Raw genomic sequence first — 19,890 nt, forward strand, 5'->3', positions numbered from 1 at the left:
TATTGCCAGCAAAAAGTGCTGAAGAGGAAGCATCATGGATACATGAGAAATTGATCCACTCGGATAGTATACTTATCGGTTTCTGTGTCTGTAGCATATTTATTTTCTGTCGGATAGACATCGACCCAGAGTTCCCACTGTTGTCCCTTCAACTTGACCTTGTAGCGATAACCGTCATCGTATAGTCCTACCGGATCAGTGGTCATAGACTGGTAATCTGGAAGAGCTTCAATTTCTTTTTTTATAGTCTGGGATAAGTTATCGAGCAATGCTTGCTGCTCAGCTTTTGAGGTAACGGGAAAATAAGCCGCTACTGTTTCCAAACGATGCGACTTTGAAAATGTAAAAGTTGCTCGACCAGTATAGCCCTTCAAAGAAATATTTTCGTAATCATAGAAAAGGCGGCCTGTTTTATAGAAATAAGGGTCTTCTGCACGCCAAGTATCGCGATAGGCCCTTTCCTCTTCTTCCACCACTTGGCTAGCCTCTCCCAATACTTCTTCAAAAGATTTAACAGGCATACCGAAAGAAAGGGATTCAAACAAGACTAGTTGCGTCTTTTTGATATTCTGGCAAGCTGATAAAAGCATGAGTAAAGCTCCAAGAGCAAGCAAACTACTAATTATTTTTGTAATTTTCATATATCTACTATACAAGAAAAGTCTCAGACTGACAAACTTTGGATTTTCCGATTACATTTTGAGATTTGTTCTCTGAATTATGAGGAAACAAAGGACTAATCAAAAATTAGTAACAGACAGTCAAAATAAAAAAGACTGAAAAAACAGTCTTATTTATAATACTTAGCTAGTCAGTTCTTTTGTTTTTATGATTGGCAGAAACTCTAAAACAACAAGGGCAGAATTTGACCAATACCATTGTAGACTATATGCAGTCCAATAGGCCAATAAATGGACTTGGTTACTCTAAATAAGACTGCAAATATGAGACCACCACCCATATATGAGAAAAAGTCTGTCAAAACCCAACCATGATTACTAATGTGCAAGATTCCAAACAAAGCAGCAGATCCAAGCACATCCAGTCCCCATTTCTTCCCTTTTTCCAGAGCGGTCATCACCAATCCACGATAAATTATCTCTTCAAAAATGGGACCTGCAATTACAGGATAGAAAAAATACATCAAAAATGCTGTAGCCCCTGTAAAAGTCGGAATGGCGAGTTGATAAGCAATTTCATTTTTGGTAGGGGGGAAAATAAAAAAGGTTACAAAATTCCAAATAACAAAAGCTAGGAGGGCTAGGAAGGAATAAAAAAGATAGGATCCCTTAAATTTTCTACTATTGATTTTCTGCCATTTCCCTGACCAAACCATAACAATAATAGCAAGCAGAACCACAAGAAAATTCAACATCATATCCGACAAATAATAGGAAAAGTCAGATAGACCCGTAGCAAGGTCGCTGTGTAAAATCAGACGAATCAAGAACTGGTCAGCAATGACAAGTAGAATAGCTATAAACAAGTAGTAGCGTGAGATTATCTTTTTCATCCTATTTTCTCCTATACTATGAAATAAAGACAGTATAACACGAAAACTGCCCTAGTTCAAACTTGGATAACTGAGAAGCTGTTAGACCCTCACAAACTACATCTGACTGCTTGAGTTTTCTCGCAAGACGCAATTCCTTATAAAATTCTCCCAACTCCATTTTTTCAATCATGACCAAACTCCCCTTAAAGATTCCCTTTACTATTCTATTCGTAAAAACTTTTCCTTTTTTATCATAATTATAAAATATTTTAGCAAAAAAGCCAGCTTCAAGCTGACTCTTTATTCCATGGTATCAAAGGCAAGACTTGGTTTGGCATTGAGGTCCAAGTCTGCAAAGTTTTCTTTGTTCCACTCGCTGACACTGGCATAGGCAATCATACCAGCATTATCACCGCAGAGCCGCAGAGGTGGAATAATCACCTTAACATCCTGAATCTCAGCTGCCAAGCGTTCTCTCAGGCCTTGATTGGCCGCAACACCGCCCGCCACGACCAGAGTCTTGACTGGATATTTTTCCAACGCTTTCTTAGTCTTGGTCATGAGAATATCCATGACCGCTGCCTGAAAGCTTGCTGACAGGTCTTGATTAGACAAGACTTCTCCTTTTTGCTCAGCATTGTGGTGAAGATTGATAAAGGCAGACTTCAAACCTGAGAATGAAAACTCCAGATTATCCTCCTTGATCATTGCACGAGGGAAGTCATAAACATCCTGACCTTGATGGGCCAACTCGTCAATCTCGCGACCTGCTGGATAAGTCAAGCCCATGACACGACCGACCTTGTCATAAGCCTCCCCAACTGCATCGTCTCGTGTCTCCCCAACAATCTTGTAATCGCCAGCCTCTGACACATAGACCAACTCGGTGTGTCCTCCGCTGACCAAGAGTGCTAGGAGAGGAAACTCCAAAGTCTCCACGCTCTGGGCTGCCATCAGATGCCCAGCCATATGATTGACTGGAATCAAGGGAATATCATGCGCCCAAGCAAAGGCCTTGGCAGCTGACAAACCAACTAGCAGAGCTCCAACCAAGCCCGGTCCATAGGTAACCGCCACAGCTGTTATGTCCTCTTCGGTAATCCCTGCTTCTGCTAGCGCCTCCTCAATACAGGCTGTAATAACCTCGACATGGTGACGACTGGCCACTTCTGGCACTACACCTCCAAAACGTTTGTGACTCTCAATTTGACTCGCAATGACATTACTCAAAAGCTCAGTCTCATTCTTCAGAACCGCCACACTGGTCTCATCGCAAGATGTCTCAAAAGCTAAAATATATCTATCTTTCATGGATCTCTCTTTTCATGACAATCGCATCTTCTATCGGCGCATGGTAGTAGGCCTTCCGCCGCGCGATTTCTTCAAATTTTTCTTTTTTATAAAATAGCAGAGCTGGCCTGTTCGACTCCCTCACTTCGAGGAAAATTTCTTTGTCGGCAGGCAAAAAGTCAAACAAGGCTGTCGCGATTTTCTGCCCCTGATAGCTAGGCAGTACAGCAATCTGCAAGACTTCTGCTTCAAAGAGATTCTCCTGAACGGCTAGAAAGCCAATAACTTCTGTCCCATCATAAGCCAGAGCATACCAAGTCTGGTCTTGGGACAGGTCTGCTTGGATTTGTTCCAACGTCCAAGGACTGACTGGATAAACATCTGCCATAACAGCATAGATAGCTTGAGCCAAGTCAGGTTGTTGCTGGATTCGTTTAATCTCTATCATAGGCGTTTAATGTAAGACTCGCCAGACTCGGAGTGGTTCTTGAGCCAGTTTTCCTCAGCCTCAACTCGTTTGAGGTAATTTGGCACAAAGTCGTGCAAGGAGTCTGCTTCCTTATCCCAGGCCCAAAGAGCTAGATTAGCTGCATTTGGCAAGGTTTCTTGGTAGCTGGCTTGTGGTAGTTGTTCTTGGATTTGTTCCACAAAGGCTCCAACTTCTCCGACAAAGGTTACCTGTTCAGCATCCTTGACCTGCTCTAGCACTTCCGCAAAGGACAGGTGTGCTTCTGACATGACAGGCTTGACATTTTCATAAAATCCTGCATAAACATTATTGCGACGTGCATCCATGATAGGAACCACCAAACCTTCTTGTTGGCGTGGCACCAGAGCCAATAGACTAGACATCCCAACTAACTCAATGTTCAGGGTATGAGCCAAGGTCTTGGCAGTTGCTACCGCAATTCGTAAACCTGTGTAGCTACCAGGTCCCTCTGCCACCACGATGCGATCCAAATCTTTGGGCGTCAGATCCAGACTCGACATCAAAAAATCGATGGCAGGCATGAGGGTAATACTGTGATTCTTCTTAATATTAATCGTCGTCTCGGCAAGAACCTGCTTGTCCTCTAAAATGGCTAGAGAAAGAGCCTTGCTAGACGTATCAAAAGCTAATACTTTCATAACACATTCCTATCTTTTTGTCTGCTTACTATTATACTACAAAAGCTGACGCATGGGAATTTTCTTTGTTTTGAAACAAAAGATGCCTGACACTTAGGGAAGCAATTCTACACAAAAAATTCAAAAAAGTTGTAGCTTTTTTGAATAGAAAAGTGAACAAGGAAATTGAAAGGTTCTTCGTAAAAAATTTGAATAAGGCATTTATGTTTCAACTCAATTTTCGATACGAAAGAACATCATCATAACAATAAAGATAGCACCTAAAAATAGAAAAATCCATCCCATCTATCAAGACGAGGTGGACTTTCTGTATATCTAGATAAAAAGTTGACTTTAGGCATTTAAACCAAAGTAGAAAACAAGCCAGACAACATAGGTTACAAGGAGGAGAAAAATTGAATAGAGAGTCACAAAAGCAAGCTTCCAAAGGAATTTTGTTTTGCAGTGTTCCAGATGCACAAACAAGGCATTCCCCCCATAGACACAGGCTACAAAGACTATAAACACCAAGAGGCGAACCCCTATCGCAAATTCAAACAAACTAAACATTCTTAATCCTCCTTTTGTATTCCTATTTTCATATAAACTGTTGACAATGTTGGTCTATCAATGTTAAAATGTAATTCAACACTGGCAGGAAAATCAGGTTGAGTCGTTGACTCTTCGGGTTGCGGTGCTATCCCTGAAACTTTGGTTTCTAAAGAACTGGAATTGCGATTGAACAATTCGCCCCCAGTGTTTGACGGCTCTTGACTTCGGTCAGGAGCTTTTTGATGCTTTTAAAGTTGATTCCCTCAGTAAGTTATAGTAAAGTATAAATATAGAGAGGATAACGTAGGGCGACTGGTAACAGAGCGTTCAGTTGGTTATCTTTGTTAAAAGCGTAGATGATTTTTTGATTGGCAAATCTATCTAAATATTGTTGTGCTGACCGTTGCAAAGCATCCGCATACTTATTTAAAGTCCTTACGTCCGCATCTTCAGGGTATTTGTAGCCACCACGCAACCGATAATTTGACTTTACTGACTTGTCAATGTTAAAATATAATTGAACATTAGTAGGAAAATCAGGTTGAGCCTTTGGCTCTTCAGGCTGTGGTGCTGTCCTTGAGGGTTCACCTTCTAAATAACTGGAATTGCGATTGATTAGTTCGCCCCCAATGTTATTAGTAGGCTCTTGGCTTTGGTCAAGAGCTTTTTCTTTTTCGACCTAAAACAGAGACTTTTCAATATTATCCTTGAATTCTCACATATTACTCTTAGACTTTTTGAGAATTTTTTAAACTCAATTTATCTACCCGTCAAAATTTTTATTTTTTAAATCGTTGATGTAATTCTTTTGTTCACCCTGAAAATAAGTCAATAGAGGTTCTTTATTGTCCCTAAGTTGAAGTGTTTCCAAGGCAGAGTAGTAATGACTCTTGTTTGAATCATCTACGACGAATGGAATGATTCCTTCTTTTAGGCATTCTTTATACAATAGCAAGCGTCCCACTCGACCATTACCATCTGCAAACGGATGTATATGTTCAAACCGACCAGGGAAGTAAGTAAGATATTCCAAATCTTTTTATTCTTTTAGGTTCTCATACTCATTCTTAATTGATTCAAGCGGATAAACAATTTCATTTTTTGATATTCTCTCCTCTATATTCTTTAAAGAATAACGATCTTTTTGGGATAACGTACTGTCACGTGTATTTCTTTTTTGTTCCCTATCTAGTAGTTTATATTTTACGTATTTTACTGAAAAATCAACATGAAGATTTAATTCCTGGGCTTTATTTTTAAAGTCTTCTATATTAGTTGAATATTTGAGTAGAAACTCTAAACGATCCTTAATTTCAATTTTTAAATTTATTTTTGGGAATCCCCAAACCCCTTATTAGATTGTTTAATCATTATTTCAACATTTTCGACAATATCATTTTTAATATACTGATATTCTTCTTCTGAAATTTTTTCAAGAAAAGCAATTGTTTCCTTATAATCGTTATATAAATCTTCATCTATATATTTAAGATTATTAGCATGTTCATCTAAAATAGAAATTGCCTTTCTTTTGTTAGCTTCAATGAATCTTTCGTTTCTTGTATAAAGTCCCATTTCATAAAAAAATAGATTAAATAATAAAGTTATTTCAATTGTATCATTCATCTAATAATTCTCCTTGTAACATTTTTCTCCATTTTAACATTGGCTCTTGACTTCGGTCAGGAGCTTTTTGATGCTTTCAAAATTGATTCCCTCAGTAAGTTATAGTAAAATATAGATATTGAGAGGATAACGTAGGGCGACTGGTAACAGAGCGTTCAAAGGTACCAACTTCTGGTACGGGTGTGGGACTGCCTTCAGCTTTGAGCTGTAAAGACCCCTGACTACCATTGGTCCTCTCTTTTTGCTTACTCTTAAATTAAGGGCTTTTCCTTGCCTGTTCGGTAAGCACTCCACTCCATCTTGCCATTTCTACATCGTTATACTTATAGATTGACTTCTTAGCCTCATAGATGATAAAATAGAGTAAAGGTTGAGATTTGGTCTGACTTGGTGACAAGTCTTTCAAAGGTTGTGATTCAATCACTTCAGGTAATGGTGCTGTCCCTTGAGCTTGCTCAGAAAGATCCCTTAATTTTGTCTCAGCCTTTTTGGTTGCTCTCGAGATTTCTCAAGAGCTTTTTCTTTTTTCAAAGATATCATTCTGTCCCAACCATCCACTCCAACGATTAATGAAACTAGAACTGTATTCTTCCTTAAATCTACTATCTCCATAGATTCCCCCTTTAATTATAACACCTAAGCGCTCTCCGAACAAATCCTACCTGTCTTTTTACTCCTTCTTACCCTCCCTACTTTCTCATTTTCCGTCTTTTACTAATTTTTCATTTTGTGGTATAATTGAAATAATTGTAACGAATCAAGGTCAATCTAGACACAAAATGGAATGAAATCAAGCAATATCTACTAAAAGTTTGGAATAAGCTGACCTGTAAATAGAAAGGAACTATATGATTTACAAAGTTTTTTATCAAGAAACAAAAGAACGTAGCCCACGTCGTGAAACAACACGCTCACTTTACCTAGACATCGATGCCAGCTCAGAACTTGAAGGACGTATCGCTGCTCGCCAACTTGTCGAAGAAAACCGCCCAGAGTACAATATCGAATTTATCGAGCTCTTGTCTGACAAATTGCTAGATTACGAAAAAGAAACTGGCGCTTTCGAGATTACGGAGTTCTAATATGGCCTATACTCTTAAACCTGAAGAAGTCGGCGTTTTTGCCATCGGTGGTCTGGGAGAAATCGGGAAAAACACTTACGGAATTGAATACCAAGACGAAATTATCATCGTCGATGCTGGGATTAAATTCCCAGAAGATGACTTGCTGGGTATCGACTACGTTATCCCTGACTACTCTTACATCGTGGACAATATCGACCGCGTCAAGGCCGTTTTGATTACACACGGACACGAGGACCACATCGGTGGGATTCCTTTCCTGCTCAAGCAAGCAAATGTCCCTATCTACGCTGGACCGCTTGCCCTGGCTTTGATCCGTGGAAAACTCGAAGAACACGGTCTCTTGCGCAACGCCAAACTTTACGAAATCAACCACAACACTGAGTTGACCTTTAAAAATCTCAAGGCAACTTTCTTTAGAACGACTCACTCCATTCCAGAGCCTTTGGGGATTGTCATTCATACCCCTCAAGGAAAAATCGTCTGTACGGGTGACTTCAAGTTTGACTTTACTCCAGTTGGGGAACCTGCAGACTTGCACCGGATGGCAGCCCTTGGTGAAGAAGGTGTGCTCTGTCTCCTCTCTGACTCGACAAATGCAGAAGTGCCAACCTTTACCAACTCTGAAAAAGTCGTTGGTCAGTCCATCATGAAGATCATTCAAGGCATTGAAGGACGTATCATCTTTGCATCCTTTGCATCAAATATCTTCCGTCTCCAGCAAGCAACAGATGCCGCTGTTAAGACTGGACGCAAGATTGCGGTCTTTGGTCGTTCTATGGAAAAGGCCATTGTCAACGGGATCGAGCTTGGCTACATCAAAGCTCCTAAGGGAACCTTTATCGAGCCAAATGAAATCAAAGATTATCCTGCAGGCGAGGTTCTGATCCTCTGTACAGGTAGTCAAGGCGAGCCGATGGCAGCCCTCTCTCGTATCGCTAACGGAACCCACCGTCAGGTGCAACTCCAACCCGGCGATACTGTTATCTTCTCTTCTAGCCCAATCCCTGGAAACACGACTAGCGTCAACAAGCTGATTAACATCATTTCTGAAGCTGGTGTCGAAGTCATCCACGGTAAGATTAACAATATCCACACCTCTGGACACGGTGGTCAGCAAGAGCAAAAACTCATGCTCCGTTTGATCAAGCCCAAATACTTCATGCCTGTCCACGGTGAATACCGCATGCAGAAAGTCCATGCTGGACTAGCGGTGGATACGGGTGTCGAGAAGGACAATATCTTTATCATGAGCAATGGTGATGTGCTTGCCCTTACTGCTGACTCAGCTCGTATCGCAGGTCATTTCAATGCCCAAGACATCTATGTTGATGGAAATCGTATCGGTGAAATCGGTGCGGCTGTCCTCAAAGACCGCAGAGATCTATCTGAAGATGGTGTCGTTCTAGCAGTCGCAACTGTTGACTTCAAGTCTAAAATGATCTTGTCTGGTCCAGATATCCTCAGCCGAGGCTTTGTCTACATGAGAGAATCTGGAGACTTGATTCGCCAAAGCCAGCGCATCCTCTTCAATGCTATTCGTATCGCGCTGAAGAACAAAGATGCTAGCGTGCAATCTGTCAATGGTGCCATTGTCAACGCTATTCGTCCTTTCCTCTATGAAAATACAGAACGTGAACCGATTATCATCCCGATGATCCTCACACCAGATGAAGAAGAATAAATCAACAAAACAGCCCCGTCTTCGGAGCTGTTTTTTCTATGCTTTCTTTTGAGATTGAAACTCAATAAAAATCGAAATCAGACTAGAAGGCTAGGCGAAAGCATAACTTGAGTTAGGTGAGCCGAAGCCGACGACGTATCATTTTGATTTTTGAAGAGTTTTAGAAATACTACGATTTTTACCTTCAAGATACACCATCAAAATAGAAATATCTGCTGGGTTTACACCAGAGATACGGCTGGCTTGGCCGATAGTTTCTGGATTGATAAGTTTGAACTTCTGACGAGCTTCTGTCGCGATGGAGTCAATATCATCCCAATCAATATTGGCTGGAATGCGTTTTTCTTCCATGCGTTTCATCTTGGCAACCTGATCCATGGCTTTGGAAATATAGCCTTCGTACTTGATCTCTGTTTCAATCAATTCGATAATCTTGTCATCCAAGTCCTCTGCAGCTGGCCCGATGAAAGCTACCACATCTTTGTAAGAAACTTCTGGACGGCGAAGGAATTCTTTGGCTGTCACCGCATCTGTCAACGGCTTGAAGCCCATCTCCTCAACCTTAGCATTGGTTTCCTTGACTGGCTTGAGTTTGATACTGTCTAGGCGCTTCATCTCATTTTCAAATTGATTTTTCTTGATTTCAAAGCGAGCCCAACGTTCATCATCCACAAGTCCAATCTCGCGTCCCATCTCTGTCAAACGCATATCGGCATTATCATGACGGAGGATGAGGCGGTATTCGGCTCGACTGGTCAAGAGACGGTAGGGTTCAATGGTTCCCTTGGTCACCAAGTCATCAATCATCACCCCAATATAACCGTCGCTGCGCTTCAAAATCAACTCAGGCTTGCCTTGGATTTTCAGAGCCGCATTGATACCCGCGATAATCCCTTGGCCAGCAGCTTCTTCGTAACCTGACGTTCCATTTGTCTGACCAGCTGTGAAAAGTCCTGAGATTTTCTTTGTTTCCAAAGTCGCACGCAACTGGTGTGGCAAGACCATGTCGTACTCAATGGCATAACCAGTTCGCATCATCTCTGCATTTTCTAAACCTTTGATGGAATGAACCAGCTCACGTTGGACATCCTCAGGCAGACTGGTTGAAAGGCCTTGAACATAAACTTCCTCTGTATTGCGCCCTTCTGGCTCAAGGAAAAGTTGGTGGCGTTCCTTGTCCGCAAAGCGCACAATCTTGTCCTCAATTGACGGACAGTAACGAGGTCCCACTCCCTTAACTACACCTGTGAACATAGGCGCACGGTGGAGGTTGTTTTGGATAATCTCATGACTGGTACCATTAGTGTAGGTCAACCAGCATGGCACTTGATCCTTAACATAGTCCTCATCACGTGAGGTATATGAGAAGTGATTAGGTGCTTCGTCTCCTGGCTGAATCTCTGTCACATCGTAGTTGATAGAAGAAGCCTTAACACGTGGAGGTGTCCCCGTCTTGAAACGACCGATTTCGAGGCCCAGTTCCTTAAGGTTATCAGCAAGGTTAATCGAAGCTAGGCTGTGGTTAGGACCTGACGAGTACTTGAGGTCTCCGATGATGATTTCCCCACGGAGGGCAGTCCCTGTCGTCACGATAACAGCCTTGGCAGCATACTCTTGATGGGTCGCTGTACGAACACCAACAACCTTTCCATCTTCGACCAAAATCTCATCAATCATGGTTTGACGAAGGGTCAAATTTTCTTGATTTTCAACTGTCTTGCGCATTTCTTTAGAGTAAAGCTCCTTGTCAGCCTGCGCACGAAGGGCGCGAACGGCTGGCCCCTTCCCTGTGTTGAGCATCTTCATCTGGATGTAAGTCTTATCAATTGTTTTGGCCATCTCGCCACCGAGGGCATCGACTTCACGCACGACAATCCCTTTGGCAGAACCACCGATAGAGGGATTACAAGGCATGAAAGCCAGCATTTCAATGTTGATGGTCGCAAGCAAGACCTTACAGCCCATACGGCTAGCAGCTAGGGATGCTTCCACCCCCGCGTGCCCCGCACCAATTACAATAATATCGTATTCTTCCGTAAAATTATAAGTCATTTCTTAACCTTTCAAAAATTTCTCGCAAATAAGGAACTAACTTCTCCTCCTCTAGAACTTGATCCATAGTAACCCATTTAAAGTGTGTATGCTCTTCAGGATCTAATCTGATAATTGGCTTCTCCCCAACCCACTCTGCTTTATAAACTAAGCGAGTAAAAACCGTATCCTTAGAGGTATCCAGTTGACTATCTTCGTGAAGAAGTTTGAGCGAACTGCTATCTAGCCTAACTCCCGCTTCTTCAATGCATTCTCTAAGAGCTCCATCTCGCGGAAGTTCACCCTTTTCAACCCCGCCACCAGGAATATCCCAGTAAGTTGGATAAACGTTGGGTTCTCCTCTTTTAATTTCCGAACGCTGAATGAGCAAATAATCACCACCACTATGAACAAGTACATGGGCAATAAGCTTAATCACCATGCTTCTCTCCTATTCTTCAAGATGAATGTGTCTTAGTTGACCGTCCCAATCTGGTAGGGCTGTTTTTAAAAAGGCTGGAACTAGCTGGAACTCCTCAAGTTTATCCAAGTCAATCCACTCACAGGGCTGCGTTTTCTCATCTTCCTGCATGGTCAATGGAGCATCTTCAAGCAAGTTCACCAGATAATGAAACTCGATGTTGTGATAGGAAACACCGTCTTGTTCAAAACGATTTTCAACCACAAAAGCTAGATGTCCAGCTTGAGCTCGGACACCTAATTCTTCCCTCACTTCACGAACTACCGCGTCTTCCGTGCTTTCATTAACTTGAATCGCACCGCCAATAGTGTAATACTTGTCCTTGTCTTTGGTGACTAGAAGCTTGCGATTTTGAAGAATCAAGGCTGTCGCCCGAACGCCAAAAACCGTATTTCCTACTTTTGTCCGAAAATCTTGTTGAGTCATTTTTGTCCTTTCCTTTAAACGACACAAAAACAGTCAAAACTCCAAAGAAGTGCAGGACAAAAAAGCCTGCAACATCCATGAGCTTTGACCATCATTTCTATTACTTTTATTATTGTAGCAAATTGAGAAAATTTGTCAATCTAAATGTACTGACAAACTTGTCCATCGCGGTAGGCATTGTCAATCAAACCACCACCGAGACACTCTTCGCCATCGTAAAAGACAACTGCTTGTCCTGGTGTAATGGCGCGCTGCAGTTCTGCAAAGATGATCTCTGCCTTGTCTCCTTTGACATGGACGGTCACCTTAGAGTCAGGCTGACGGTAGCGGAATTTAGCCGTACATTCTAGCGTAAATTCCTCTGGCATGTCACGAGTAAAGTGAACTTGACTGGCTTCTAGGCTGGTTGACATAAGCGAGTCATGGTAGAAACCTTGGCCGACATAGAGGATATTCTTGCTTAGGTCTTTTCCGACAACGAACCAAGGGGCATTGTCACCACCGTGTTGTCCACCGATACCGAGTCCGCCACGCTGACCGATGGTATAATACATAAGGCCTGCATGCTCACCCATATCGCGACCATCCACAGTCATCATACGACCAGGCTGGGCTGGTAGGTAGTTGCTGAGAAAGTTTTTAAAGTTCTTTTCGCCGATAAAGCAAATCCCTGTCGAGTCTTTCTTCTTAGCAGTCGCAAGTCCTGCTTCTTCAGCTAGTCTGCGAACTTCAGGCTTTTCCAAATGCCCCAATGGGAACATGGTTTTTTGGAGTTGTTCTTGAGAAAGTTGGCTGAGGAAATAGGTCTGATCCTTGCCATTGTCCACGCCACGAAACATGTGAACGATGCCATCCTCATCACGCGCCACTCGGGCATAATGCCCAGTCGCTACATAGTCTGCTCCCAAGGTCATGGCATAGTCCAGAAAGGCCTTGAACTTGATTTCCTTGTTGCACATAACATCTGGATTTGGCGTGCGCCCTGCACGGTATTCCGCTAGGAAATACTCAAAGACGCGGTCCCAGTACTCTTTTTCAAAATTGACAGAGTAGTAAGGAATGCCGATCTGGTCTGCTACCGCAGCCACATCCTTGTAATCTTCGGTCGCCGTACAGACGCCGTTTTCATCTGTGTCATCCCAGTTCTTCATGAAGATGCCGATTACATCGTAGCCCTGCTCCTTGAGCAAGAGAGCCGTCACCGACGAATCAACACCACCACTCATCCCCACGACAACACGTGTTTTAGAGTTATCACTCATGGTAAGTCTCCCATCTATTCGTTTATTCATACCCTTCAAAATTCTATTCATTATAACTTTCAATAGAATTTCTTTGAGTATCGTCTTTTCGTTTGCTTTTAGGAGTAAAATGGTCTGGGAGACCATTTTAGCCTATCATCTTAAAATGAAAATATGATAGGCAACGAGTCGCAGGCATAACTTGAGTTCGCTCAATCAGTCTGGGAGACTGATTGAGGTTATAAATCAGACAAGCTCAGCTTGCATCTCATTTCGAGTTAACGACGTAATAAAAGATAAACGAAATGACTAGTTCACGATTGAAGGTCGTGTGTGCTTTAACGATTGAAGGTCGCTTGAGCAGTATTCATTATAACACGCTTGGTTGGAGAAGACAAGAAAGAGGCTGATAAATCATCTCAACCTCTCTTTCTTACTTTGCAAACGAATCAATTTTCCCCTTTAAGTTCTTTCTTCGCTTGTTTTATCTGGTATTTCACTTGCTCAAAGCCGGTTCCTCCTAAGGAATTCCGTCTCTGAACAGCGGTTTCTGGACGCAAGTAGATATAAATATCCTCTTCAATCAAGGGATGGTAGGCTTGCAACTCCTTCAAATCCCAATCTTGGATATTTTTACTATGCTTGATAGAGTCTAGAACCAATTTCCCTACTATTTCATGCGCTTCTCTAAAGGGGAGTCCTTTCTCAGCCAAATAATCTGCCAGTTCGGTCGCATTCGAAAAATCATTCTCTGTGGATTGCTGCATTTTGGTCTTATTAACCTGCATGCTCGATAGCATACCTGCCAACACATCCAGAGAATTTAAAATCGTTTCTACTGTATCAAACATGCCTTCCTTGTCCTCTTGCAAATCCTTATTATAGGCCAGAGGCAAAGACTTCATGACGGTCAATAGTCCAAGTAAGTGCCCGTAAACCCTTCCTGTCTTCCCTCGAATCAATTCCGCCATATCAGGATTTTTCTTCTGGGGCATGATAGATGAACCTGTTGAAAAGCTATCAGACAAGCTAATGTACTGATACTCAAAACTGCACCAATTGATGATTTCCTCACAAAAACGACTCATATGCATCATCAGAATGCTGGCATTTGATAGAAATTCCAAGATAAAATCACGGTCACTCACTGCGTCCAAGGAATTGGTATAGGGTTGTTGGAAACCCAGTAAATCACTCGATAATTGACGATTGATTGGAAAAGTTGTCCCCGCTAAGGCAGCCGCACCCAGTGGAGATAGGTCCGTATGTTTCAAGTTAAATGCAAAGCGCTCGCTATCCCTTTGGAACATATTATAATAAGCCATGAGATGATGGGCAAAACTAATCGGTTGGGCATGTTGCAAATGAGTATAACCTGGCATGATGGTTTCCACATGTTTTTCAGCCAAATCCAGCAAAACACTGTTCAGATTCGCCAACTTATCCAAGACATGGCCAAGCTGCTCCTTTAGATATAAGTGCATATCCGTTGCGACTTGGTCATTCCGAGAACGAGCCGTGTGTAGTTTCCCAGCCAGAGGACCAATTTTCTCTGTCAGCAACACTTCCATATTCATATGAATATCTTCATTTGCAATATCAAAATGAAGCTCTCCTGCCTCTAAATCTCGCAACAAAGCTTTCAAACCATCTTGGATCTGCTCCGCCTCTTCCAAGCTTAAAATGCCAGTCTGTCCTAGCATTTGAACATGAGCTAAGGAGCCCATCAAATCAAATTTTGCCAGCTGGTGATCAAAGGAAATACTCGCACCGAACTGTTCTACCCACTCTTCCACAGTGCCTTCAAATCGACCACCCCATAATTTTGTATTTTTCGACATATTCTGTCGTCCCTTTCTATCGCGTCACTACTCAACATTTTTCTGAACTTCTGAATAAACCTTAGTCGGAAGCCCCCAAAGCTTGATAAAACCAACAGCCGCATCTTGGTCAAAAGTATCCGCACTAGTATAAGTCGCCAAATTTTCATCGTAAAGAGAATTTGGAGATTTCCGAGCCACTACCTGGGCGTTCCCCTTGTAGAGTTTAACTTTTGCAGTTCCATTGACAACTTTCTGTGTCTCCTTGATATAGGCAATCAAAGCCTGAGTTGCTGGGCTAAACCACAAGGCATTATAGATGAGATTGGACAACTCATTTTCGATAATAGGTTTGAAATGAGCCACTTCTCTCACAAGAGTCAAGTCCTCAATCTCCTTATGAGCTGCCAATAAAGTCACAGCACCTGGGCACTCATAAATCTCTCTTGACTTAATACCGACTAGGCGATTTTCCACATGGTCAATACGACCAACACCGTGTTTACCCGCAATTTCATTTAGTTTTTGAATCAAATCCGCCACTTTCATCTTCTCACCATTGAGGGAGATAGGCACCCCGCAACTAAACTCAATGTCAATAAATTCTGGACTGTCTGGTGCCTCTTCTGGTGAAGATGTGATTCCAAATGCTTCTTCTGGCGCTTGGTTCCAAGGATTTTCCAAGACACCACATTCATTTGCACGTCCCCAAAGATTTTGATCGACAGAGTAAGGATTGTCAAGGTCAGCAGGAACTGGGACGCCATTTTCTTTTGCATATTGGATTTCTTCTTCACGAGACCATTTCCACTCACGAACAGGTGCAACTACCTTTAAATTGGGATCCAAAGCTGCAATAGAGACTTCAAACCGAACTTGGTCGTTTCCCTTGCCTGTACAACCATGGGCAATTGTAGTTGCCCCCGTCTGATGAGCTATTTCAACGAGTTTTTTTGAAATAAGAGGGCGACTCAGAGCAGATACCAAGGGATACTTTTGTTCATAGTAGGCATGAGCCTGAAGGGCCACTAAAACATAGTCATTAGCAAATTCTTCCTTAACATCAATGACATAAGACTCAACAGCCCCAACCTTGAGAGCTTTATCATGGATGAACTCCAAATCTTTTCCTTCACCCACATCCATACAAACAGCAATCACATCATAGTCTTTTTTTAACCATGTAATAGCAACTGATGTATCCAATCCACCTGAATAGGCTAAAATGACTTTTTCCTTACTCATTTCTCTTCCTTCTTTCTATTTTTCGATAGAGACTTTAAAAGCATCGTCAATCAATTTGTCCAACTCCCCAGAATCCTTCAACTTCTGGATGGTTTTGTCAACCGCCTCTTTTAATTCTTTACTGTCTTTTTTCATCGCAACAGCGTAGGAATCTTCTTTGTCATTGTCAAAATCAAACTCAGCGATGGCTAGGTCTGGGTTATTCTCTACAAAACCTTTCGCCACTGGCTCCTCAAAGATAACCGCATCCAGTTGCCCTGATTTCAAATCTGTTATCAAATTTCCATTTTTAGGAAGTGAAACGAGAGAAGAATCCTGCAAGGTTTCTTTAGCCAGAGTTTCCTGGATAGAACCTTTCTGCGCTCCAACCTTTTTCTGAGCCAAATCCTTGACTGATTGGTAATTCGTTAATTCAGATTTTCTTACGATAACCTTATTTTTCGAAGTGTAGTAGGGAATTGAAAAATCGTAAACTTGACTTCTCTCCTCCGTCTTAGAAACTCCTGATATGGCAAGATCGGCCTTGCCCGAATCAAGACTAGCCAGTACATTGTCAAAACTCATTGGAGAGAATTCCACTTCCACACCTAGTTCCTTTGCGATGGCTTTAGCTAGCTCAACATCTGAACCTACAATCTGATTTTTCCCATCAACCAATTTCTGGTATTCAAATGGAGCAAACTCTGGATTTAGGGCCACCACCAATTTTCCTTTAGCCTTAATGGCTTCAACACCTTGGGATTGAGTGTTACTACAAGCAAATAATAAGGGAAACATAAGCAAACCAAACATCGTCATCAACACCTTCTTCACTTTATTCATAGAAGAGCCTCCTTTTATTTTTATACTTTATTATTGTATAAATAATACTCTTCTCATTTTCGTTTGTCAAGAAAAAACTGTATTTTATTTCATTTAAATCAAGAAAAAGCTTATTATATGATATATTTTTACATATAATAAGCTTATTTATACTATTTGAGTTTTTAAAAATACAATTGTCCAATTACAGGTAAGATGAAGAGATCAACGAACTCTCCACATTCTCTTTCACAATTCAATGACTCGATGGCATTGTTGAGCTACATAGGCATCGTGGGTAACGATAATGACCGTTTTCCCTTCCTTGTTCATATCTAAGAGAAAGTTTAAAACCAAATCTCGATTTTCAGGGTCTAGAGAGCCGGTTGGTTCATCTGCTAACAGGAGCTGACTCGGTTTTAAAATGGCTCTAGCAACTGCGATTCGTTGCTGTTCCCCTCCAGATAACTCTGAAACCTTCTGATGTAGGGTTGATGACAATCCCACTCTCTCTAAAATTTCTTCTATCTTTTTGACTTTGTCCTTCTTGGATAATTTTACATACTTTAGAGCCAGCATGAGATTATACTCTACCGTTTCATTATCAATCAGAGCAAAGTTTTGAAACAGATAGGAGATATGTTCGCGGATAATCGCTTGCGACTTAACAGAATTGACAGGTACATTTTGCTGACCGAAAATTTCATAATGTCCACTGTAATCGCCATCTATCAAACCCAAGAGATTTAACAAGGTTGACTTGCCACTGCCACTTTTTCCAACAATGGCAACTAAATCTCCTTGGTTAATTTTTAGAGATAAGTTCTCCAAAATAACTTTTTCCCCAATGGTTTTCGTAACATTTTCCAACTTTATCATAAGTGATCCCCTTTCAATAACTGCACTACATTTCGTTTTTCCATCTTAGAACCCAAGAAAAGCACAAACAGGATATCTAAGCCTGTAAATCCTGCAAAAAGTAGGAGCGGGAAAAGTGCCTGTGTAAAGAATAGCAGGGCTACAAAAGGAAGGCTATAGACAGCTAATAGAAGACCCAGCAAGGAACGATACCGATCTATCAATTTCCAGCCCATAAACTTCTTGGTAATAATATCTGTTCGCTTCAATAAGAAAGTTGTTACTAGTAAGAAGTAGGAAATCATCATACTAAGAAGACCAACCAAAGCAAAGAGTATGTTGAAATTCCGAACAGCATCTCGATAAGAATCTACTTTCTCTTGTTGAATGGCTTGAATAGATGAAAATTTTAAATAATTCCCATCTGATAATTTCTCAACTAACGCTGTCACCTCTTTTTGATGTTGAGCTGTATTTTCGATTTTAATGGGATTATTTAAACCTGTTGTTGACAGGGAAGCTTTTTCATCCCACATCATATCAGAATCATTGACCAAGCTAATAATTGGATTGTAGAGATTTTCCTTTCGCTTCTCGTTATAAGGGAAAAATGACCAATCTCCTTCATAATAGGCAATCTCGACATCCACCTCCTCTATCCTTCGTTTTTGCTGCTCTTCATACTTCATTGATTGATAGGTAATCAACTTCCCCAAGAGCTGGTTTTTCTCTTCTTCACCTTTCGTACTTGCTGGCATCAAAATAACTTTTTTAGTGCCGGTATCGGGTAACTTGAATCCCTTGCTCTTTAGAAAATTGCGATTAGCATAGTACACATCCACCGTATCTGTTAACTGATATTGCTGAATCTGTTCTGATTTGACAAAATTTTTTACAGGAAGACTGCTACTTTGCACATAGCCCGCCTGCGTTTTTTCTACCAAATCCAGATAAAATCGATAGAAATAATCCACTGCTTGCCCTGAGCCTGCCAACTGCTCTTGCCACAGGTTATCATTGAGTTGGAAAGTTTCTAAGGTCAGATAATTTCCTTGACTGATCCACTGTTTCTGGTAATCCAACTCTTTGTTTTCTTGCTCCAAACTTTTCCCCACCCCAACTAGCAAGACTGTCAGTAAAATGGTGGTTCCAATTTTCATCAAATAATTAAAGAGTAGACCAAATTTGAAAGATGAAAAACCTTTCAGCAGAGAGCTGATTGTCATTTTTTGGATTAAGAGATAAGTCAACCAACTGATAAAGAGATAAAGCTGCAAAAGCAAAAAATGAGACAACCACAGCATAGGGAACAAATCTTTCGGCTTATAATCAAGCAAGAAACACACTCCTAGATTGATCACAAGCGCCCCACCTAGGAGGAGGTAGAGGTTGCCTTTCACAACATCAGCTAAAACAGCCCGATCTTGAAAACCAAGTAATTTTTGTACCCCAACTCTTTTCATCTCCATCATCGGCTGATACACTGTTACTAAGACAAGAAGCAAAATAGCCAAGACAAAAATAATAGCAGATAAGAGCAAATCTCGATTTAAGACTTCCACTGCACTTTTATAGTTTGGCTCTAGCAAGGTAGCCTGGTCTATATTGAAAAAATCGCTCCATTTCTGTACAATCCTATCCTTGTCCATCTTTTGTGTAGAAGTTATCGTATAGCGACCATTTAAACTACGAGATGTATCCTTGATATAGGTTTGAAAAGTCATAAGCTGAATAGGTTTGGCTTTTAGAAAGGTCGGAATCGTACCAAGTTTATTGGAAATTTCTTTATTACTGTAAACTCCCTCACCATCTGTGGTAAAATCAAGGGAAGAAAGTCCAAACTCTTGGTAGGGGAAGGTATCTTTATCAAAAACACCAGACTTGATCACCTCATCACCACTGTCTGTTTTGATGATGGAGACTTTGTACTCCTTTGATACATCCTCAAAAAATCGAAGAACAGATTCTGCAGGTTCATTGACATCTTTCAAGTATACATCCAAAGAACTCGCTGTCTTTCCCATTTCCTGAATCCGAACCACTTCTCGTGTGTAGTTTACATTAAAAACAAAAAAAGTAGTACAGAGAAGCAGGAGTAACATACAGAAATTACTGATTTTTTTCATAAAGATACCTCCTTAGTACTTTATC

Annotated in this window: 20 protein-coding genes and 2 pseudogenes; 2 read left to right on the forward strand and 20 right to left on the reverse strand. The window is 41.3% G+C overall.

The features are described from left to right. Nucleotides 1-32: 32 nt before the first annotated feature. The 11 genes and pseudogenes from MK385_RS03995 to MK385_RS04045 form a co-directional block, all read right to left on the reverse strand. The gene (locus tag MK385_RS03995; protein WP_268725351.1) at nt 33-641 is read right to left on the reverse strand and encodes a hypothetical protein; all 609 of its coding nucleotides are present in this window, start codon (nt 639-641) and stop codon (nt 33-35) included. 203 nt (nt 642-844) lie between these two features. Further along, nucleotides 845-1,513 (reverse strand): CPBP family intramembrane glutamic endopeptidase, encoded by a 669-nt coding sequence (locus MK385_RS04000; protein WP_042767638.1) that lies wholly within the window; start codon nt 1,511-1,513, stop codon nt 845-847. A 46-nt stretch (nt 1,514-1,559) separates the two neighbouring features. After that, nucleotides 1,560-1,685: pseudogene (locus MK385_RS04005) on the reverse strand (MutR family transcriptional regulator); the annotation flags it as partial. Between the two features lie 110 nt (nt 1,686-1,795). After that, entirely contained in the window at nt 1,796-2,806 is a 1,011-nt protein-coding gene (tsaD, locus tag MK385_RS04010) for a tRNA (adenosine(37)-N6)-threonylcarbamoyltransferase complex transferase subunit TsaD (protein ID WP_268725352.1), read from the reverse strand. Continuing rightward, the gene (gene rimI / locus MK385_RS04015; protein ID WP_042767637.1) at nt 2,796-3,233 is read right to left on the reverse strand and encodes a ribosomal protein S18-alanine N-acetyltransferase; all 438 of its coding nucleotides are present in this window, start codon (nt 3,231-3,233) and stop codon (nt 2,796-2,798) included. Before rimI ends, tsaD begins: the two co-directional genes overlap by 11 nt. Further along, on the reverse strand, nt 3,230-3,913 hold the full coding sequence (gene tsaB, locus MK385_RS04020; RefSeq protein ID WP_268725353.1) for a tRNA (adenosine(37)-N6)-threonylcarbamoyltransferase complex dimerization subunit type 1 TsaB: 684 nt from the start codon (nt 3,911-3,913) through the stop codon (nt 3,230-3,232). Before tsaB ends, rimI begins: the two co-directional genes overlap by 4 nt. A gap of 333 nt (nt 3,914-4,246) precedes the next feature. Next, a complete protein-coding gene (locus MK385_RS04025) occupies nt 4,247-4,462 on the reverse strand; it encodes a hypothetical protein (RefSeq protein ID WP_268725354.1) in 216 nt (71 codons plus the stop codon). A 745-nt stretch (nt 4,463-5,207) separates the two neighbouring features. Further along, the gene (locus MK385_RS04030; protein WP_268725355.1) at nt 5,208-5,477 is read right to left on the reverse strand and encodes a Fic family protein; all 270 of its coding nucleotides are present in this window, start codon (nt 5,475-5,477) and stop codon (nt 5,208-5,210) included. 83 nt (nt 5,478-5,560) lie between these two features. Further along, nucleotides 5,561-5,765, reverse strand: a pseudogene (locus tag MK385_RS04035) (relaxase); the annotation flags it as partial. Between the two features lie 5 nt (nt 5,766-5,770). Then, the gene (locus MK385_RS04040) at nt 5,771-6,070 is read right to left on the reverse strand and encodes a transcriptional regulator (protein ID WP_268725356.1); all 300 of its coding nucleotides are present in this window, start codon (nt 6,068-6,070) and stop codon (nt 5,771-5,773) included. Nucleotides 6,071-6,538: 468 nt separating this feature from the next. Continuing rightward, complete coding sequence (locus tag MK385_RS04045; protein WP_268725357.1) at nt 6,539-6,682, reverse strand: hypothetical protein; 144 nt, start codon at nt 6,680-6,682, stop codon at nt 6,539-6,541. Nucleotides 6,683-6,918: 236 nt separating this feature from the next. On the opposite strand from MK385_RS04045, the gene MK385_RS04050 reads away from it, so the two are divergent. Next, nucleotides 6,919-7,152, forward strand: a complete 234-nt coding sequence (locus MK385_RS04050) for a DNA-dependent RNA polymerase subunit epsilon (RefSeq protein ID WP_000639585.1) — start codon at nt 6,919-6,921, stop codon at nt 7,150-7,152. A 1-nt stretch (nt 7,153) separates the two neighbouring features. Next, entirely contained in the window at nt 7,154-8,836 is a 1,683-nt protein-coding gene (rnjA, locus tag MK385_RS04055; RefSeq protein ID WP_000331966.1) for a ribonuclease J1, read from the forward strand. A gap of 138 nt (nt 8,837-8,974) precedes the next feature. Here the strand turns inward: rnjA and mnmG are convergent, their stop codons facing one another. From mnmG to MK385_RS04100, 9 genes are all read right to left on the reverse strand, one after another. Next, nucleotides 8,975-10,888, reverse strand: coding sequence for a tRNA uridine-5-carboxymethylaminomethyl(34) synthesis enzyme MnmG (mnmG, locus tag MK385_RS04060; protein ID WP_268725358.1), 1,914 nt, complete (start codon nt 10,886-10,888; stop codon nt 8,975-8,977). After that, nucleotides 10,878-11,309: an NUDIX hydrolase gene (locus tag MK385_RS04065; RefSeq protein ID WP_268725359.1), complete on the reverse strand. Its 432-nt coding sequence runs from the start codon at nt 11,307-11,309 to the stop codon at nt 10,878-10,880. The genes mnmG and MK385_RS04065 overlap by 11 nt, the downstream gene beginning before the upstream one ends. Before the next feature lie 9 nt (nt 11,310-11,318). Beyond that, nucleotides 11,319-11,774: an NUDIX hydrolase gene (locus MK385_RS04070; RefSeq protein ID WP_042903037.1), complete on the reverse strand. Its 456-nt coding sequence runs from the start codon at nt 11,772-11,774 to the stop codon at nt 11,319-11,321. Between the two features lie 140 nt (nt 11,775-11,914). Then, nucleotides 11,915-13,036 (reverse strand): tRNA 2-thiouridine(34) synthase MnmA, encoded by a 1,122-nt coding sequence (gene mnmA, locus MK385_RS04075; RefSeq protein ID WP_268725360.1) that lies wholly within the window; start codon nt 13,034-13,036, stop codon nt 11,915-11,917. A 428-nt stretch (nt 13,037-13,464) separates the two neighbouring features. Beyond that, nucleotides 13,465-14,856: an argininosuccinate lyase gene (gene argH / locus MK385_RS04080; protein ID WP_268725361.1), complete on the reverse strand. Its 1,392-nt coding sequence runs from the start codon at nt 14,854-14,856 to the stop codon at nt 13,465-13,467. 27 nt (nt 14,857-14,883) lie between these two features. Next, entirely contained in the window at nt 14,884-16,080 is a 1,197-nt protein-coding gene (locus tag MK385_RS04085; RefSeq protein WP_000031908.1) for an argininosuccinate synthase, read from the reverse strand. Nucleotides 16,081-16,095: 15 nt separating this feature from the next. Next, on the reverse strand, nt 16,096-16,902 hold the full coding sequence (locus MK385_RS04090) for an ABC transporter substrate-binding protein (RefSeq protein WP_001045251.1): 807 nt from the start codon (nt 16,900-16,902) through the stop codon (nt 16,096-16,098). Between the two features lie 228 nt (nt 16,903-17,130). Beyond that, complete coding sequence (locus tag MK385_RS04095) at nt 17,131-17,760, reverse strand: ABC transporter ATP-binding protein (protein WP_000593109.1); 630 nt, start codon at nt 17,758-17,760, stop codon at nt 17,131-17,133. Next, on the reverse strand, nt 17,757-19,865 hold the full coding sequence (locus MK385_RS04100; RefSeq protein WP_000724250.1) for a bacteriocin-associated integral membrane family protein: 2,109 nt from the start codon (nt 19,863-19,865) through the stop codon (nt 17,757-17,759). The genes MK385_RS04095 and MK385_RS04100 overlap by 4 nt, the downstream gene beginning before the upstream one ends. Nucleotides 19,866-19,890: the final 25 nt, after the last annotated feature.

The sequence above is a fragment of the Streptococcus oralis genome (assembly GCF_026782125.1).
Classification (GTDB): domain Bacteria; phylum Bacillota; class Bacilli; order Lactobacillales; family Streptococcaceae; genus Streptococcus; species Streptococcus oralis_CE.

Excerpts from the sequence above, each read along its gene's own strand:
- MK385_RS04090 (WP_001045251.1), bottom strand. The coding sequence starts at position 16,902 with ATGAATAAAGTGAAGAAGGTGTTGATGACGATGTTTGGTTTGCTTATG.
- MK385_RS04050 (WP_000639585.1), top strand. The coding sequence starts at position 6,919 with ATGATTTACAAAGTTTTTTATCAAGAAACAAAAGAACGTAGCCCACGT.
- argH (WP_268725361.1), bottom strand. The coding sequence starts at position 14,856 with ATGTCGAAAAATACAAAATTATGGGGTGGTCGATTTGAAGGCACTGTG.
- rnjA (WP_000331966.1), top strand. The coding sequence starts at position 7,154 with ATGGCCTATACTCTTAAACCTGAAGAAGTCGGCGTTTTTGCCATCGGT.
- MK385_RS04070 (WP_042903037.1), bottom strand. The coding sequence starts at position 11,774 with ATGACTCAACAAGATTTTCGGACAAAAGTAGGAAATACGGTTTTTGGC.
- MK385_RS04065 (WP_268725359.1), bottom strand. The coding sequence starts at position 11,309 with ATGGTGATTAAGCTTATTGCCCATGTACTTGTTCATAGTGGTGGTGAT.
- MK385_RS04085 (WP_000031908.1), bottom strand. The coding sequence starts at position 16,080 with ATGAGTAAGGAAAAAGTCATTTTAGCCTATTCAGGTGGATTGGATACA.
- tsaD (WP_268725352.1), bottom strand. The coding sequence starts at position 2,806 with ATGAAAGATAGATATATTTTAGCTTTTGAGACATCTTGCGATGAGACC.
- rimI (WP_042767637.1), bottom strand. The coding sequence starts at position 3,233 with ATGATAGAGATTAAACGAATCCAGCAACAACCTGACTTGGCTCAAGCT.
- MK385_RS04025 (WP_268725354.1), bottom strand. The coding sequence starts at position 4,462 with ATGTTTAGTTTGTTTGAATTTGCGATAGGGGTTCGCCTCTTGGTGTTT.
- MK385_RS04100 (WP_000724250.1), bottom strand. The coding sequence starts at position 19,865 with ATGAAAAAAATCAGTAATTTCTGTATGTTACTCCTGCTTCTCTGTACT.
- MK385_RS04045 (WP_268725357.1), bottom strand. The coding sequence starts at position 6,682 with ATGGAGATAGTAGATTTAAGGAAGAATACAGTTCTAGTTTCATTAATC.
- MK385_RS03995 (WP_268725351.1), bottom strand. The coding sequence starts at position 641 with ATGAAAATTACAAAAATAATTAGTAGTTTGCTTGCTCTTGGAGCTTTA.
- MK385_RS04095 (WP_000593109.1), bottom strand. The coding sequence starts at position 17,760 with ATGATAAAGTTGGAAAATGTTACGAAAACCATTGGGGAAAAAGTTATT.
- MK385_RS04040 (WP_268725356.1), bottom strand. The coding sequence starts at position 6,070 with ATGAATGATACAATTGAAATAACTTTATTATTTAATCTATTTTTTTAT.
- mnmG (WP_268725358.1), bottom strand. The coding sequence starts at position 10,888 with ATGACTTATAATTTTACGGAAGAATACGATATTATTGTAATTGGTGCG.
- mnmA (WP_268725360.1), bottom strand. The coding sequence starts at position 13,036 with ATGAGTGATAACTCTAAAACACGTGTTGTCGTGGGGATGAGTGGTGGT.
- MK385_RS04000 (WP_042767638.1), bottom strand. The coding sequence starts at position 1,513 with ATGAAAAAGATAATCTCACGCTACTACTTGTTTATAGCTATTCTACTT.
- tsaB (WP_268725353.1), bottom strand. The coding sequence starts at position 3,913 with ATGAAAGTATTAGCTTTTGATACGTCTAGCAAGGCTCTTTCTCTAGCC.